This is a genomic window from Capnocytophaga endodontalis (assembly GCF_002209445.1).
Lineage (GTDB): Bacteria > Bacteroidota > Bacteroidia > Flavobacteriales > Flavobacteriaceae > Capnocytophaga > Capnocytophaga periodontitidis.
Genome location: NZ_CP022022.1, coordinates 760,633 through 778,274, shown reverse-complemented (window position 1 = coordinate 778,274; position 17,642 = coordinate 760,633). Strand labels below are relative to the sequence as shown.

Sequence of the window (17,642 nt, the reverse complement as noted above, 5' to 3'; positions counted from 1 at the left end):
TTTAAAACTTTAAAGACACACCCATAGTAACCGATTTGAGGGCAGGGTAACCCGAAAGCACTTCGGGGTCTAAGTCATAATCGGTAAGCAGTGATGAGAAAGTAAACGGATTGGCGGCATTTACGTAAATGCGCAATTTGCTAACGCCTATCTCGTCGAGCATTCGTTTAGGAACGCTGTAACCTAACTCTATGTAGCGTACTCTTAGGTAATTAGCTTTCTTTATCCACAAGGTGGAAGGCTGGGTGTTATTGTTGTTACTCAATAACGACAAACGTGGGTATTGGGCACTGCTACGGGTATCGATACCTTGTGCAGGATAGTAAGCCCAGCGGTTTTTGGCGATCGCATACACATTGCCGTTGTTCTCGAAAGCAACTGTTTTTTGGCGTGCATCGTCTAATAAATTTACCTCTCTGCCTTGTACTCCTTGCACGAGCACTCCAAGGTCAAATCCTTCATAACCAAGGTTGAGCGTACCAGCATACGTGAGTGTAGGGAGGTAACTTTTGCCTATTTCGGTTTTATCGGCAGGGTCTATACGGTTGTCGCCATTTAGGTCGCGGTATTTCACATCACCAGGGGCAACATTTCCAAACGAAGGTTTAGGGAGTGAAGGTAACAGGTTGCCATTGCTGTCAAAATCGTTTATGTCGTAAAAGTCAGCAGCTTCATAGCCAAAGCGCGTGCCGATAGGTCTGCCTGTTTGAGCTGAACTCTCGCTAGTAGCATCGTACTCAGCCATATAGTCTATTTTGTTTTTAGCATACGAAGCATTAGCGCCTATACTATAAGTGAGTTTTCCTGCTGCGTTGCTGTAGAGCGTACTCACTTCAAAACCTCGGTTAGTAACCTTTCCTATATTTTTATAGGGAGGGGTAGCCCCAAAAACACTTGAAATGCTGTAATCAGGGGTGATAATACCTTCGTGTTTGTTGAGGAAAGCCTCTATCATCACGTCCCATTTGTTGAAGAATTTAGCTTCCGCGCCTATGTTGTACTTATAGGCTTTTTCGGCAAATATACGCTCATTAGGTACGTATTTTAGTCCGATAGCACTATGCCAGGATGGGTCGTCGTTTCCTGTGGCAAAACCGCCTCCTCCGTAAGAACCGTAATAGCGTTCGTATAAGTAGCGACCTTCGTTGTACACATCGTTACCCGTAGTACCTATCGAAGCACGCAATTTCAACCGATTGATATTGGCATTCGCCGAAGGGTATTGTTCATTGAAAACCTGATAAGCTGCTGAAAGGGCGTGATAAAAACCAAAGCGATTGCCTTTTTTGTAGTTATCCGAGCCACCGAAGGCAAAACCAAATTCTGCCGATACGCGTTTGTTCCAATCGTAGAACACACGTCCGCCGATGTTCTGATAGGCGTAGTTGTTGTTCAAACCCGCTTTTCCGTTGAGATTGTCGTCTATATTATAAACGTATTGAAGGTAGTTTACGGCTGTTTGGAAAGTGTTTTGTCCAAATTCACGGGCATAACCTGCACCCAACAGAAACTGCAAACGGTTCCATTGGTTGGTACCCCAGTCGTCGTCTACTTTGTAGTTGCTATCGCGATGGGTGGTTTGTGCTACCCCATTGAACATACGAGTGTAATCTCTACTTACAATGCGTGTGCCTCGTGTCCACGAACTGAGCGATACGCCTTGTTGTATGTACAAACCAGGGGTGATGAAGTCTAATTTCTCTTTTAGGTTGAAATTAGCCCCTAAAGTGCGGTCGTGTAGGGTTTTGATACCTAAGGCTCGGATAGAAGCGTAAGGGTTATCGGGGTGGATAGCCGTACCAGGGAACGACCCATTAGGGTTTTGCGCTGGATAAATGATATTAGGGTAGCTCGCCAAGTTTTGCCAGAGCTTATACTCGTTGTAATTAGGCGATTTACGGTCTTCTATACGCCCGTTGATATTTACATTTCCTTCAAATATTTTGAGCATACTGAAGTCTAAATTTGCCTTTACGAGATATTGGTCGAATCTTCCGCTAGAGTGCGAATCGTCGTTCTTAGAGGCGTACAAACCACTGTTGCCTGCGTGCCCTAATAGCACAAAATACTTAGTAGTAGCCGAGCCTCCGCGTATGCTCACATCTTGTCTATCAAACAAAGCCGACTTTTTGAGCACTTTGTCGTACCAATCGGTGTTGTATTTCACATCGTTAGGAATATTGTAAAAGCTCGTCCAAGCACCTGCATCGTTACTGTAAGCCTCGTTGTATAGTTGGGCATACTCGGTAGCCGATAGCGGTTTGCTCAGTACTGTAGGCATTTGCACGCCCGTTTGAAAATCTACCCCTACCACGGGCTTGCCTTCTGCACCGCGTTTGGTGGTAATCCACACGATGCCGTGTGCGCCTTTCATACCAAACGGCGCTAAGGCAGCAGCATCTTTCAAAACCGTAATCGACTCGATTTCGGAAGGTGATAGCAGTATAAAATCACTTTGATAACCATCGATAAAATAGGTAACCGAAGGGTAGTTGTAAGAACCCAACCCACGGATATTTAGGCTGGCATTGTCCATTCCTCCGCCTTGCAATACAGTGAGTCCAGGTAGCAACCCAAACAAACTGTTGGTAAAGTTGGTTGTGGGCATTTTTAAGAGCTGTTCTCCTTTTACTGATGAGGTAGAAAGTGTTGAGAGCTCTTCGGGTACGTTCAGAGGGCTTTGTGCCTGCACAGCACCCGCCCAAAGCATACAGCCCACAAGGCTACAAAATAATATGTTATGTTTATATTTCATTTCAGTTGTTTTATTAATTGGTTATTAGTACCCTGGGTTCTGTATCAAATAGCCTTTGTTCACTTCCGATTGAGGGAAAGGCTCTAAATACTGACTGTTGTCCCAATACCCTGTGTAGACAGGTTTCACGGCGTAAGAAGCGTAATCCCAAGCATTCCACCCTTCCGATTTTCCTGGGGCGTACTCAAAAACTACTCCTTTCTTTTCCCCTCCAATGATACCATTGGCGATATCGGTGAGTTTCCAGTGTTTTACATCAAAGTAACGGTGATTTTCTTCGTAGAACTCTACCGCCCACTCTCTTTGTACAATTTTGCGCAAAGCCTCTTGTCCTGTTTCAGTAACGTTGGGCAGCCCTGCACGCGAGCGGATAACGTTTAGGTTTTGCAAAGCCTGAGCAGGATTGCCTGCTTCGTTATAGGCTTCGGCGAGATTCAAATAGAATTCAGCCAAACGGTACAAAGGGAATTCAAACCAATCGCGGGTATCAGCCATATAGAAGAATTTCACACGGCGTCCTGCGCCTTCACTGCCCGCTCTCTTTTCCCAAGTAGAAGCATTTGCCAAACTCTCACTTGACCAATAATGCGAACTCGGGTTGTTCCACGCTTGTTGTCCTGCAATCGCTGCTGAGGCTTTAAAGCGCGCTTCTAACTCATTGCACTTGTTCACATAAGTAGCGTAGCTTTCCAAGTTTTCACCCGTCCACGTTTGGTCGGTGCCATCAGTTTTGTAGTATTGGGTAAGTTGCAAGTAACTCATAGAATTTGCTCCTCCTGGTTGGCTGTGAGGGTTGTAAGCCTCTATAAAACTTTGTGATTTAAAGGCGAGGAGTACTTCTCGGTTATTAGGGGTTGCTACTGCTGTACCGTAATCGGCTAAGGGGTTGCCCGTATTGATGATTTGATAACCATTGGCAGTTGCCCAGCGTATCACTTGCTCATTAGCCTCTATGGCTTGTTGCCACAACGAAGCATCGTGTGTGCCAAAACAAATCAGGTTGTTATTGCCTCCCAAACTCATATAAGGCGTATTGCTGTTGAACAGCGGACGCGCGGCGTACATCAGCGCTTCGGCTTTGATACACATAGGGATACCTTTGGTTACACGTCCTTTTTCCGAAGCGTTGTAGCTATCGGGTAGGTCAGGAATAGCTTTGTTGCAAAGGGCAATAATGTGGTTTAAGGTAGCGCGCAAGGTAGCGCGAGGGATATTCAGCTCGGAATCTACTGAAAGAGTACCCTCTATAATAGGCACTCCGCCGTAACGTTTGAACATCTCCTCATATCGGTAGGCGATGAGGGTATACATTTCGGCTTTGATACTTTTCTTTTGTACCTCAGTAAGATCGGGGACTTTATCGATATTCTCAATCACCAAATAGCACTGACGGATAGATTGGTAGTTGAACACAAAACCATCGGAGCTAAGCGCTTTGCCATCGGAGTCGCTGGCTACCATTCCAGAACGTTGAATTTTATAGGTGTCTTCCCAACTGAATTTCACATCGTTCACTTCTCCCGATAGGTGAGAGAGCGTTCCCGCTTTCAGCCCGCTAATGCGCCCATTGTCGTAACGCAAGGTAATACCTGATTGCAGGCTCATCGCGTAGGCTTGGGCAATAGCCGAGAGAGATTTCTGTTTGCTCGAAAAGATAGAATCGACATTCACATCGCTTCCTAAACTCTTTTCGAGGAAGTGGTCTTCTAATATTTGTGAGAAAAAGACGAGGATTAAGGTGGTATAAATGAGCTTTTTCATTGGTTGTATTTTTTAGAATTGAACGTTGAGCCCTACGCTATAAGTGCGGGTCATAGGGTAGAGATATCCAGAGGCAGCGCCGTTAGAATCTTGTTGTTCGGGGTCGTAACCATCGTGCATTTTAGACCACGTATAGAGGTTGTTACCGCTCACCGATACCTTCACCGATGAGATACCTGCTTTATCCAACCACATTTTCTTTTGCAAGAGATAACTTACTTCTACGTTTTTCAGCTTGATATGGTCGGTAGAGAGCAACCAGAAGTCGCTAAACAATCCGTTGATGTTATCACCGGTGCGCATAGAAGCACGCGGGAAGGTAGGGGTAATGCCATTTTGGGCTTTCTCAGGAGTCCAACGCCCGTCGTACTGATGTTGGAAAGCAGCCCCTGTACCCATATAGAAAGGGTTGCGTGTATAGAAATCCAAAGGCATAGAACCTTGAGCCGTACCAGTGAAGAGCACTGATATTTCAAATCCTTTGTAACCTACATTGAGGTTTGCCCCAAAAGTATAGCGAGGGAAGTTTGCATAACCAATAGGCACGCGGTCTTTCTCGTCGATAACGCCATCGCCATTCACATCTACATAACGGAGATCACCAGGTTGCACTTTATTGCCATCAAAACGAGAATATGGGCGTTGCATTACTTCTTGCCAAGTGTTGTAGAAACCATTGGTGAGATAACCTCTGTACTGACCGATAGAATAACCCGTTTCATTCATCCAAGGGTAAGGGTTGTTAGGCTCATCGCGGTAGTCAATTTTGTTTTTAGCATAGGATACATTCCCCCCGATACCATAAGTGAAATCGCCTATCTTGTCGCCCCAGTGTACTTGTATTTCGTAACCTTTATTGGTTACCTTACCTATATTGCTCGCAGGAAGGTCAGAACCTACAATACCAGGCACTGTCCCTCTGTTCCACAAGATGTTGTCGCGTTTTTCTTGGAATACATCGGCATTGATAGTAAGCCTATTTTTAAACATATTCAGGTCGATACCTGCATTGCTTTTTTTGGCGCGTTCCCAAGTAACATTGGGGTTCCCAACACGCGTTTCCCAAGCACCAGTATAGAAAGGGTCTTTGGTAGTACCATCACTACTGCCGAAATAGTAACCTCCTGCACCATAACCATCGTTGCGGTAGCCTTCATAGCCGTAGCCCCAAGTACTTGGCAAGTATAAAAAACGGCGACCACCTACTTGGTCATTCCCTACTTCGCCATAAGAACCTCTCAGTTTTAGATAGGTGAGAATATTGTTTTTAGGGAAGAACTTTTCGTTAGTAACTACCCAACCCAATGAGAAGGCAGGGAAGAACCCGAAGCGTTTGCCAGGAGCGAAGTTTTCGGTACCATTATACCCCATATTGCCTTCAATAAGATAACGGCGGTCGTAATCGTAAGTAACCCTACCGGCGAGCCCCATAATACCAGCAGGTACGTTGAACTCAAAACCAGGGTCATACGTTTTTTGTCCGTTAGCCAAAAGTAAGGCAGTGATATTGTGTTTTCCGAAAGAGCGGTCGTAGTTGGTAGCTACTTCAAAATAGAGGCGACGCCACTTGCTTGATTTAAAGCGGTCGGTAAGGGTAGTGTGTTTGAGTCTGCCGCCAAAGAAGAGTAGTTCAGCAGGGTTTTTAGGGTTGCGAGTTACGCTATACGAAGGGATAGAGCGCTCTCTTTTCACACCTTTTCTATACAAATCGTTGTAAGAAAAAGTACCTGAAATAGAAAGACCCTGAGTGATATAATCGAGTTTGTGTTTCAGTTTTAAGTTTAGATTTAAGTCGGTTTGATAGGTAGTAAGGTAAGGTCGCCAAAGCAAGCTGGACAATACCGAATAACCTGTACCTCCTTTGCCTACTAAAGGATTTACGCCATCTACATATCCATCGATTAAACGCCCATCTACAATACCAGGACCTGCAAAAGGCGTATTCGCCAAGATATGCACTAACATCGACTTTTTGCGGGCTGTTTCGCTGTTTACATCGCCGTCTTGCTCACTACCTAAAATCCCTCCTACCTTTGAAGATACAGCAGCGAGGTCGAGCGTGAGATTAGTACGATCGGTAAGTTCAAAATCGAAGTTAGAGCGGAAGTTGTAACGCTGGTATTTAGAGTTTACATCGGCGTTGTGGTAATTAGTTTCTTTGAAAGTACCTCCTTGATAGAAATAACCCAAAGAAGTAAAGTAACGCGTTTTCTCACTTCCCCCTGATACGTTTAAGTTGAATTGCGTTTGAGGAGATACCCCGCCAAAAGCTTCTTTGAAATAGTTATGACTGGTGTAATACAGAGCAGGGCTATTTAGCAGAGCTTGTTTTTGTTCAGGAGTGAGGTTCATCGCTTCTACCTCTTGAGGTGTATAGTCGCGATTGTTCTTGAACTTCCACAACTCGTTGTGAAAACCGCTTTCACTGAACAGCTTATCGAAGTTACTTGGGTCGTTGTCATTGCGAATAGCCTCGTTGCGGAAGCGCGCATAATCATAAGAATTGAGCAGGTCTAACTGAGTAGCCAACTGACTCATACCAAAGTTATAAGTAAGACTCACCTTAGGGGCGCCAGAACGACCTCTTTTGGTAGTTACTACCACCACCCCGTTAGCTCCTTTCACACCATAGACAGCTGTTGCCGAAGCGTCTTTCAGTAAGTTAATACTTTCAATTTCGTAAGGGTCCATCGCATTTACGGCATTCATAGAGCTTTGGATACCATCTACTACTACCAAAGGTTCTTGGCTACTTGCATTGAAGGTACTCACCCCTCGAATACGAATAGTGGTAGCGTTCCTACCAGGCTCACCACTGGACTGAGTGGAAGTAATACCTGGCATACGCCCTACCAGCGCATTGGAGACGTTGGCAACTGCATTTTCTACGAGTTTATTTCCTTTAACAGAAGAAATAGCACCTGTTACAGTTTCCTTCTTTTGGGTACCATACCCTACCACCACCACTTCTTTTAGTTCGGTGGTTTCGGGCAAGAGTTTTACGGTGATGTTGTTGCGGTTTTGCACTTGTACTTTAATGCTTTTATATCCTATATAGGATATATCTAAGGTAGCACCACCGTTTTTTAGGGTCAGCTGGAAGTTGCCATCAAAATCGGAGCTTACGCCGTTTTTAGTACCTACTTCCAAGATAGTAGCCCCCATTAGAGGCATATTGTCTTCATCAACTACTTTTCCTCTGACAGTTTGTGCGGATAGCGACTGCATCCCCACGCAAAGCCCCAAGAGCCATACGAGCATCAGTAGTTTGGTTTTGTATGAATGTAATCTATCCATAATTTTGGCATTTTAGTTATATGGAAAATGTTTATTTTCGTTGGGGCAAAGGTAGGGTGTTATAGTTAAAAGGTTGTTATCATTTCTTTTCGTTTATTTATCAAAATCTATACGTTATAAAATTATCTTAAAGTAAAGGAAAATTTTAGGTAGTTGTTATAGCTTGTTTTTCAGTTGTTTAAAATATTTTTATACATAATTAGCAGAGGCAATATTACATATTTAAATACAAATAAGCAAGTACAGGTTTAAAAAAGAAGAGAGAAAGTGTGGTAGGGGAATAAGAAGAAAATTATGAGTATTACAAAATAAAAAGGGGATGTGCTTTACTGCCATCCCCCTATTCTTACTAAGCTACCGAGTATTACCATTAGTACCCCAATGAGGGTTACACAGATGATATGCACTGCCATTTCGGGTAATTTGTTGAGCTGACCTTTGCGCAGTTTGGGTAAAACGCGCGTTTGTGCCGAAATAGCAAAACAAATAGAGGTTAGCAAACAAATGAGTTTCAGTGATACTACGCGCTCAATAGGAGTAGCGAATGAAAACCAAGAACTGAAACCAGCGTTGTAGTCGTAAGCCATTAAAATACCTGTGATAACTAATACGGCAAGTGAGGGCATACCAATAGGCTCGTAAGTCTTCTCGAAATTGCCTATATAGCTGAAATCTTTGCGTTTAAGAGCTTTGGGCAAATAGCCAATTGCCAATACTAAGTGTCCGCCTACCCAAATAGTGGCAGCAATGAGGTGCAGAATGAGAATGAGGTGATGTGTGTACATAGTTAGGGGTCAGGGGTTACTTGTTATTAAAGGTGTTCATTGTGGTATTAAGCCCTGCTAAGCCGTAAGAAATTACGGCTTCGGCACATTTTTCTAAGCGTTCGGGGAGGAGGTTTTGCTCTTCGGGAGTCCATTCGCCGAGTACATAGTCTATTTGCTTGCCCGATTCAAAATTACTGCTAATACCAAAACGCAAACGCGCATATTGCTGGGTGTTCAGTTGAGCCTGAATATCTTTAAGTCCGTTGTGACCTCCGTCACTTCCTTTGCCTTTGATGCGAATAGTGCCAAACGGGATATTCAAATCGTCGCAAATGACCAAAAGGTTTTCCAAAGGAATGTTCTCTTTTTCCATCCAGTAGCGCACCGCTTTGCCACTGAGATTCATATACGTGGAGGGTTTCAACAATATAAAGGTACGCCCTTTCACTTTAATTTCGGCGAGGTCACCGAGTTTCTGAGTAGTGAAAGAAGCATTATGGTCTTTCACCAATGTATCGGCTACAAGGAATCCTATATTATGGCGTGTATTAGCATATTCAGCCCCTATATTGCCGAGGCAGGCTATTAAGTATTTCTTCATAGAATGATAATTACAAGTTGTTTGTTTTGATGTAATCTATAATTTGTTGCGTGAGGTGAATGCGGTCACTGCCTCTCACTCCGTGTCCGTGCATTGGGTAGATAAAAGTATCTATAAATTTATTTTTCCTGATAGCGTCACGAGTGATACTCATCAGGTGTTGAGGTACTACCACATCATCTATACTACCGTGAATGAACAACAATGGGCGATTGAGGTGGTCGAGGTATTTGCCTACTCTGCTGTTTTCATAGCCTTCGGGGTTTTCTTTTGGGGTATCCATATAACGTTCGCCATACATTACCTCGTAGTATTTCCAATCGGTTACGGCCCCTCCAGCTACAGCAGTGGTAAACACATCGGGGTGGCGTGTGATCAGGCTCGAAGCCATAAATCCTCCAAAGCTCCAACCGTGTACAGCTATGCGATTTCCATCGACATAAGGCAAACTCTTGAGGTAGTCTACCCCTTTGAGTTGGTCTTTTATTTCGGTTTCCCCTAATTGGCGGTGGATAACACTTTCGAAAGCAAATCCTCGGTTTTTACTACCGCGATTGTCTAATGTGAAAACGATATACTGTTCGTTCTCTACGAATGAATGTAACCACAAATAAGTATCGGCTAACCATTCGTTTCTCACTTGTTGAGCGTGAGGGCCACCATATACATAAATGAGTACGGGGTATTTTTTGTTAGGATCTAAAGTAGTAGGTTTGTGTAACTTGCCATAAAGAGGCGTACCGTCATCAGCTTTTAGAGTAACAAACTCGGTAGTTCCTACAGCTATACCTTCCAATGGATTTTCAGCGGTGAACAAACGTTGCTTGCTGCCTTTATCGGTATTGATGAGGTCTATGTTTTTGGGGATGCTAATGCTGCTATAGCTATCTAACAGATAATTACCGCTATGGCTTAGCTGTACATTATGAGAGCCTGCTTCGGTAGTGAGAGCAGTTATTTTTTTAGGGTTTTTGAGCTCTATTTTGAAGGCGTGTTGCTCGCGCGGGTCGGCACCTGTACCTGTGATGAACACGTATTTACCTTGCGCATCAAAGCCTAAAATATCTTGTACTACCCATTGGAAATTAGTGATTTGCTTGATGAGTTTGCCATTGGTATTGTAGTGATACACATTGGTAAATCCGTTGCGTTCGCTCAGCCACAAGAACTCATCGACTTTGTTAGGCAAGAAAACGGCAGGTTTTTCGGGTTCAACCCATTTGGCATTGCGTTCTTCAAAAATGGTATTTACTTTTTTACCTGTGTGCGTATCGTAGCGGTTGAGAGCGAAGTGATTTTGAGCGCGATTTACTTCGGCTAACAAAATATAACGTTCATCGGGACTCCAAGCTAAGTTTGTGAGAAAGTGTTCATCGGTGGTATCGATATCTAAGTACAGTACTTTTTGGTTTTGGAAGTCGTAAATCCCTACGGCAGCCTGCTCACTAGGCTGTCCTGCCATTGGATATTTTATAGATTTGAGCGTTGCGGGGGTAGTAGTGATATCTACTAAAGGATAATCGGCGACTTTGCTTTCATCTTTTTGATAGAAAGCCACATAGTTGCCTTTAGGAGAGAAGAAAATTCCTTTGTTGATACCAAATTCATTGCGGTGAATCGCTTTTCCAGCTACTATATTGGCATCGGTAAATGAGGTAATAGCTTTTTTATCGTTTTTTTCATCGGCGAAGTACAAATTGTTATTGAGTGTATAAGCTACTACTTTCGCTTGAGGGTTGTATTCGGCATTTTCACTACCTTTAGGAAGAGCAATCGTTGCCAAAACTTGCTTGCCTTCACCGTTATAGCGGTAGAAAGTATTTTCGGATTTGGTTACGATTTCATTTTTGTCAATCAGCAAGATATTGCCGTTTAGTTGCTCAGCGTTCATACTTCCTACTTGCTCCCCTTTTGGGTTAAAAATGAGGTATTTTCCGTCTTTGGCATAAAGGAATACATCACTATCTTTGAGCCAGCGTAGGTTCTCGAGAGTTTCGGGAAACAGGTAGCGATATCCCATTGGATTAGAGGGGTCTTGCACGGCATAAAACACCGATTCGGCTACTGAGAGTTTGCGATTTTGAGCAAGAGCTGAAAGGGAGAAAAAAGTTCCTAAAAGGAAAAGTGTTATTCTTTTCATAAAATAAAATATAGTCTAATAAATATTGGCAGCTGGTGCAGCTAGATTTCACGGAGTTTTCCTTAAATTAACGTGAGTTTGATGTAATTAATTATTAAATAATCAGCAAAATATTTTAAATCTCCCACGAATCACACGAATTTACACGAAATAAGGACTGTATAAAACTCTTTACTTTACATTATCTCACGAATTTTCACCTAACGGTGAATTATCTTGTGAATAGATTGTGATACAATGCTGTAAATCAATAATCTGTTATAATGCTAAATTAGTATATCATAGCTAACAACTAAAGTTTAGCAAAGCCTATTTTTTCTTGTTTAATTCTCTCCAAATATACACGATTTGTACGACTACTAAAAAGGCATTGGGCAGAATTACGGGGATACTATCAATGAAATATCCATAAATTACAAAAAGAGCACACCCCACTAAGTTGGTAAGGCGTATGTACAAAAGGTTATCCTTAATAAGGAAGCTGAGCACTATGAAGAGTGAAGCAGCATAGCCGGTAATATTAATTATAGTCATTATCGTCTGCGGTTTTTAAGTCGGGTGTTGCGTCTGAGCCAAAACATAGCCAATGCGCCGAGTGTAAAGGCAATGTACATATACCACTGAGTGCGGTCGGGGGTATTATATAAGGCATACACTTGGTAGGCACAATAGAAAGCGATAGCCAGATAGGCATATTCAAAAAAGATACGTGCGTTCATAATTATTCATCTTTATCGTCAATAGCCAAAATACCGGTAGTTTTATGGGCTTTAACGGTAGAGAATTTCTTATCGAAATCCATACCTATGCCATTGGTGACGGTGCCTTTGGCTTCATCGGTAAAACTAAATTCTTTATCGGTAAAAATCCAATCTTCTTTTTGATCCCAAAAGAGTTGTTCGGTTTTTAGGCGTTTGCCGTCGTAGGTAGTAAGTACTACATTGTTGCGCAGTTCTACGATATCTGAAGAAGGGTAGATGATGCCATAGCGCGCTTCGACGGTATTTTTATGTCGGGCTTGGTCGTAGAATTCCACTTTCACGCCGTCGGGGAATTCGGAATAAGGCATCCGTTGGTTTGTATAATCTTTGTTGAGAGGGCTTGTAACAACGGCAACTACTTTAGTAGAATCGGTATATACGAGTTTGAAGTTATAGGCTTCACCTTGAGGGAATTTTTTTTGGATGCTGAGTTGTTGCAGGTTGCGCATATCGTTGTTACACGAAAAAAGCATTGCCATACCTGATAGTACGGCAATACTTCTCATCATCTTTTTAAGAATATTTATTTTCATCTTTTCTTATAGACTTCTTTTCTATGACTAACCTTGACAATTTCAACAGTCACAATGTCCTCTTCTATTTTTTTCTACACGTTTTAAAAAAACATCTAAAGGTTCAGTCTCTTCTCCTTCAGCTTCTTTGAAGGCTTGAATATCTTCCAAATCTTCGTACATTTCGGCTATAGCTAATAGGGCTTTGTACTCTTCAGCAGGAATCAAAGCGATAGACTTACCATTGTTATCAGTTAAAAACTGTGGTGTTTGTAGGTTTTGTAGATTAATAGTATACATAATAGAGATGTTTTTTTGAGCATAATCCGTAGAGACGATTTTGTGTATCATCTCTACGGATAAAGCTATATTTTATTACAAATAGTATTACAAACGTGGTACTACTACAGATTGTCCTATCCAGCATTTGAGGGTAACGGTTTTCCCTGCTAATCCTGATTCGAACACATCTACTTTAGAAGGAGCTAAAGCATCGTAACGAGCAGCTAAACTTTCCAAACCTCCTTTGCGAGCAGTTTTGGCAGCTAACCAGTATACCGCTCTTTTTTCGAATGAAGTGCTACCGCATTCGTTAGCTGAGCTTGCATAGGCGTGAGCCATAATACGATAAGCATCAGAGTTTGATGGGTTGTAAGTAAGCGCTTTTTGAGCATAGGCTACAGCGCTAGCTTTGCTGTGTTTAGAAGCGATACGGATGAGGAGTTTAGATTTCTTAAAGTTATCAGTTTCAAGGTTTACTGCCTCGTTGTAGTATTGAATCGCTTTAGCAGAGTTGCCAGATTTGTCGTTCATTACCCCTAAGTAATAAGCAGAGTTTGCTGATGGTTTTACTTGGTGCAATGAAGTTACAATCTTCACGAAAAGAGGGTCTTTAGTACAATCTTTATCGGACATTTTACCGGCAGCACGGCGCAACCATTCTTCGTTAGTTTTGTTAGCCTCATAGTTTTTAGTGTAAAGCGGGATGAGGTTGCTACAATCGGCGAGCTGACCCAATTTAGCATCGATACTTTCGGCAATAGTTTCGTAGTTATCGACACGTTTGCGGTTTGCTTCGAGCAATTTTTTGTCTTTTTCGTTGATTGTACCTGCTTCTTCTTGGGCTAAGTACTTGTTGATCACTTCAGAAAGTTCATTTTTTTCGTCTTGAATTTTATCTGAAATGTTATCGTAGGCATCGAATACTTCTTGTAGTTCTTTCTGACCTTTTTCGTGCAAGGCAACTAACTCGGAGAAATACAAGTATAAGGCTTTTTCGTTTTTGAAATCGTTTTTGCCTTCAGTGAAAGCTTTGTGCAAGAGGTCGTAGATTTCTTGTTCAGAGCCAACTTTTTCGTCGAACATCAAAAGAGCTTGACGGATGCGCATTTCGGTAGCGTTGAAACGGGAAGCGAAATACTTGTTGTAATCGGTGTACATTTGCAATAATTCTTTTACGAATTGTGATTTTTCAGCACCATTACTAGTTCTGATTTTATCCTGCAAGATGCGTTCTCCATAAGCAAAGGTAGCATAGTGTAGAGTAGGACATTGAGTATATACTTCTTTCCAAATAGGATACGCTTCTTTGTAGTTTTTCGCTTTAGCGTATTCGCTAAATATCGAAAGTTTCTGAGTGAGCTCAGGAGTATTACAGTTCTGAGCTTCGGCTTGAGTTGCAAAGAAAAAGCCTGCAACCATTGTAGCTAATAAAATTCTTCTTCTCATTCTTGTTTGTTTTTATTGATACTTTGTTCGTTGGAACCACTTGTCGTTTAAAGTGAATCCTATTCTTAGGTTAAACTCATTTTCTTTTATCAAATTGGCTGTGGTAGTACCACGTTTGCCATATTCAGCGACGAGGGTAAGGTTTGAAAATCCTTTTACAGGAAGACTTAGTCCAAAAGACGTGCCAAAATAATTGATGTTTTGTCCGTTGAGTACAATTCCGGTGTTTTCATAGCGCAAACCGACTCTGTAGGTAACTCTGTGCCAATAGCTTGAGAAGGAGTGATAGTTAGGAATCCAGAATCCACCAACGGCGAGTTTGTAGCTATCTTTGTAACTTACATCGGTAGTGGTGAGGAAGGGATTTGAGAACTTACTATTATTAATATAGGTATATTCTAAACCTGCGAACCATTTTTGGTGTTCACCTAATCCAAAGCCTACTTCTATTTGTGTGGGCAAGGTGAGTTTGGTGTTTTTGAGTCCGGTAGCTTCTAAATCGAGAGCTCTGGTTTCGCGTACTGTGAGCTGAGCGCCGCTTCGTGAGGAGGCTACATAGCTGAGGGTAGAGATATTGCGTTGGTTTTCGGAGGAAAGTGTGCTTTGTGGGGTGTATACTAATGAGGTATATAATCGCAAACGGTGTTTTAGAGTTTCTTCGTAGTACAAACCGATATTGAAAGCCCCCCCTGTGAGGCGTGATTTACTGAACTCTTGAGTGTAGAACTCGATATTGTTTTGCTGGTATAGGTCGGTCATATCAATAGTTCCGAAATGATAGCGGAAAGAAGCGCCTAAGCTAAGCCCTCCATAGATTTGATAACCAGTAGATAAAAAGAATTGGTTGACATTTCCGTTACCTTCATACTGATATACTCGGTTGGATTTGGTGTTTTTAATTTTGTAGCCTACGGAAGAGTAGGGCACTAGCCCAAATGATACTCCTAATTTTTCGACTATAGGGAAGCCGAGTGTAAAATAATTGAAGGAGGAAGATTGGGTATTGAGTTTTGTGTTATTTGTAACAATATTTTTGCGTTGCATTGTAAATCCAGCTGAAAAAGCGGTAAATTTTAGCTGAGAAAGAGCAGCGGGATTTTGTATATTTACACGGGTACTATCGGCATAAATACCCAAACCGCCCATAGCACTTTCTTCGGCTATTCCGCCGAAATTGCGTTCGCCTATGCCATAAAAGGAATAGGGAGACTCGGTTGTTTTTTGTGCGAAAGCAGCGTAAGTAGTTGTTAATAAGGCGATAATAAGTGTAATTAACTGTTTATTCATCATATTGTTTTAACTGTCCATTTATAGAGTGTTGCGTTTGTTTTTGGTATTCTAAAATATTATTCAAGCCCTCAAGCAACACAAATGAGTTGGCAAATATCGGTTTTTTTATTCTTTCTTGCAAATATTTTTGATTGCCTCCTGTGAGAATGACTGCTAAGTTGGCAAATTTTTCTTCGTATTGAACGATGACACCTTCGATTTCACGCACTACATTATTATAGACTCCTGAAAGCATACAACTCTCGGTAGTATTACCTATAAACTGTTCGTTATCAAAATCTTGTTGTTCTAAAAGTGGTAGTTTGGAGGTAAATTGATGCATTGCTTTTAGTCGCATAGCAATTCCTGGGGCAATAGCACCGCCAAGATATTCATTTTTTTGGGTAACCACATCAAAAGTTATACAAGTTCCTGCGCTGATTACCAGTATATTGCGATTGGGAAAAAGCTGTATTGCTCCAGCGATTAAAGCCAAACGGTCGACACCTAAGGTTTGAGGGGTAGCATATTTATTTACAAAGGGCAAAGGCATAGTGCTCGAGGCAAAAATCACGTGAGGTAAATATTTTTTTAAAAAGCTAAAACGCGTTTCGGCTTCTGCTACCACCGAAGCGATAATCGCTTGTTGTATTTCGGTTAAATTGACCTCTTTCATCAATTGTTGCTGAAAATTTTCGGCTGTATAAGTATTAAAAAACACTTGCTTTTGAGCTTTAAAAAGCGCTACTTTTACGGCAGTATTTCCCTGATCGATAATGAGGTTCATAAAAAAGCTTTATTTACTGAAGAAAAGTTATATCAAAAAAAGTGCCAATTGAGGGAATTAGAGTAAAGTTAAAAAGACAGAAGGTGCTTATTTTATTACTTTTCAATCTTAATAGTAAAAAAATGTTAAATATTGTTTGCGATTTCTTAATTATTTAATATCTTTGCCGGGTGATTTAGAAAAACAACGAAATATAAAAAATGTGTTATTTACTATCATTTAGAAGATAACACGTTTATATAAAGGAATATAACATTGATTAAAACATAAATTCAAAAGATATTAACATTTTATTAAATTTTCACACTATGAAAACTTGTCCATTAACCATTCTTGTTGCAGTTGCGATAGTAATGTATTTTTTGTTGAATACATTTTTTTCCTACTCAAAGGAAACTTATTTTAGAGAAGAGACTATTTCTGACAATTTACCTATTACTTTTGGTTCGGTAGTAGGTGTATTAATTGTTTGCTAAAGAATCTAATGGGAAAAGCCATAAAACAGGAAAAAACTGAGTTAATAATAGTTTAAGTTTCCCACAAATTTCACGAATTTGCACAAAAATGAATTTTGAAAGACTCAGAAAGTATCGGAGAAAGGCTGATACGACACTAATTTTGTAAAATCAATTATGATAAACTATTATTAATAGAAAAAAAGCCTTGAAAGAAATTGACTTTCAAGGCTTTTTTAGTGGTCCCAGTTGGGCTCGAACCAACGACCCTCTGATTATGAGTCAGATGCTCTAACCGACTGAGCTATGAGACCTATCTTTTCTTATAAGACGGGGCAAAAGTAGTACTAATATTTGAATTGTGCAAGTTTTTTTATAAAAAAAATAGCTCTTAAAATTCCACTATCAAGTGCAATTTTTAAATTACCTTTTGATTTCCATTTTTTTAGATATAATGAACAAAATAGAAGCCTTATAATTGAAGTTTTTTTGGGAAGGTGGGAACTCAGAGCATCTCGGGGGGAATCGGGGGGGGTGCGAGGGTGGATAGGTAGGTATGAAATAAAAAAAGAGCAACTCTATATCAGAATTGCTCTTTATAAGAAGGCGGCGACATACTCTCCCACAACAAGTGTAGTACCATCTGCGCTAAAAGGTTTAACTGCTCTGTTCGGAATGGTAAGAGGTGAGACCTTTGACTATAACCACCTTAAACTTTTTAGGTGTCAGGGGTTAGGGGGTAGGTTTCAGGGTAATCCCTGATGCCTATAACCTAATACCTGTAACCTTATATTTTTAACATATAGGGA

Annotated in this window: 13 protein-coding genes, 1 tRNA gene and 1 rRNA gene; all 15 read right to left on the bottom strand. The window is 41.3% G+C overall.

Annotated elements, in window-relative coordinates; genetic code table 11:
- Position 1 precedes the first annotated feature (1 nt).
- On the bottom strand, positions 2-2,755 hold the full coding sequence (locus CBG49_RS03775) for a SusC/RagA family TonB-linked outer membrane protein (RefSeq protein WP_088593438.1): 2,754 nt from the start codon (positions 2,753-2,755) through the stop codon (positions 2-4).
- A 24-nt stretch (positions 2,756-2,779) separates the two neighbouring features.
- Complete coding sequence (locus tag CBG49_RS03770; RefSeq protein WP_088593437.1) at positions 2,780-4,516, bottom strand: RagB/SusD family nutrient uptake outer membrane protein; 1,737 nt, start codon at positions 4,514-4,516, stop codon at positions 2,780-2,782.
- A gap of 12 nt (positions 4,517-4,528) precedes the next feature.
- Positions 4,529-7,813 carry a SusC/RagA family TonB-linked outer membrane protein gene (locus CBG49_RS03765; RefSeq protein WP_088593436.1) on the bottom strand — a complete coding sequence of 1,095 codons (3,285 nt, stop codon included), beginning with the start codon at positions 7,811-7,813 and terminating at the stop codon, positions 4,529-4,531.
- 326 nt (positions 7,814-8,139) lie between these two features.
- Positions 8,140-8,598, bottom strand: a complete 459-nt coding sequence (locus CBG49_RS03760; protein WP_088593435.1) for a CopD family protein — start codon at positions 8,596-8,598, stop codon at positions 8,140-8,142.
- 16 nt (positions 8,599-8,614) lie between these two features.
- Positions 8,615-9,181 (bottom strand): aminoacyl-tRNA hydrolase, encoded by a 567-nt coding sequence (pth, locus tag CBG49_RS03755; RefSeq protein WP_088593434.1) that lies wholly within the window; start codon positions 9,179-9,181, stop codon positions 8,615-8,617.
- 10 nt (positions 9,182-9,191) lie between these two features.
- Positions 9,192-11,321, bottom strand: coding sequence for a S9 family peptidase (locus tag CBG49_RS03750; RefSeq protein ID WP_088593433.1), 2,130 nt, complete (start codon positions 11,319-11,321; stop codon positions 9,192-9,194).
- A gap of 309 nt (positions 11,322-11,630) precedes the next feature.
- Positions 11,631-11,849 carry a uroporphyrinogen decarboxylase gene (locus CBG49_RS03745; RefSeq protein ID WP_088595250.1) on the bottom strand — a complete coding sequence of 73 codons (219 nt, stop codon included), beginning with the start codon at positions 11,847-11,849 and terminating at the stop codon, positions 11,631-11,633.
- Between the two features lie 5 nt (positions 11,850-11,854).
- Positions 11,855-12,040 carry a hypothetical protein gene (locus tag CBG49_RS03740; protein ID WP_009412992.1) on the bottom strand — a complete coding sequence of 62 codons (186 nt, stop codon included), beginning with the start codon at positions 12,038-12,040 and terminating at the stop codon, positions 11,855-11,857.
- Positions 12,041-12,042: 2 nt separating this feature from the next.
- Positions 12,043-12,591 (bottom strand): LPS export ABC transporter periplasmic protein LptC, encoded by a 549-nt coding sequence (lptC, locus tag CBG49_RS03735; RefSeq protein WP_418219531.1) that lies wholly within the window; start codon positions 12,589-12,591, stop codon positions 12,043-12,045.
- A 66-nt stretch (positions 12,592-12,657) separates the two neighbouring features.
- Positions 12,658-12,894, bottom strand: coding sequence for an XRE family transcriptional regulator (locus CBG49_RS03730; protein ID WP_088595249.1), 237 nt, complete (start codon positions 12,892-12,894; stop codon positions 12,658-12,660).
- An 87-nt stretch (positions 12,895-12,981) separates the two neighbouring features.
- The gene (locus CBG49_RS03725; RefSeq protein ID WP_088593431.1) at positions 12,982-14,322 is read right to left on the bottom strand and encodes a hypothetical protein; all 1,341 of its coding nucleotides are present in this window, start codon (positions 14,320-14,322) and stop codon (positions 12,982-12,984) included.
- 12 nt (positions 14,323-14,334) lie between these two features.
- Complete coding sequence (locus CBG49_RS03720) at positions 14,335-15,609, bottom strand: outer membrane protein transport protein (RefSeq protein ID WP_088593430.1); 1,275 nt, start codon at positions 15,607-15,609, stop codon at positions 14,335-14,337.
- A complete protein-coding gene (locus CBG49_RS03715; protein WP_088593429.1) occupies positions 15,602-16,378 on the bottom strand; it encodes a type III pantothenate kinase in 777 nt (258 codons plus the stop codon). The genes CBG49_RS03720 and CBG49_RS03715 overlap by 8 nt, the downstream gene beginning before the upstream one ends.
- Before the next feature lie 695 nt (positions 16,379-17,073).
- Positions 17,074-17,147 (bottom strand) — tRNA-Ile (locus CBG49_RS03710).
- Positions 17,148-17,434: 287 nt separating this feature from the next.
- Positions 17,435-17,545: ribosomal RNA gene (gene rrf, locus CBG49_RS03705) — 5S ribosomal RNA — on the bottom strand.
- Positions 17,546-17,642: the final 97 nt, after the last annotated feature.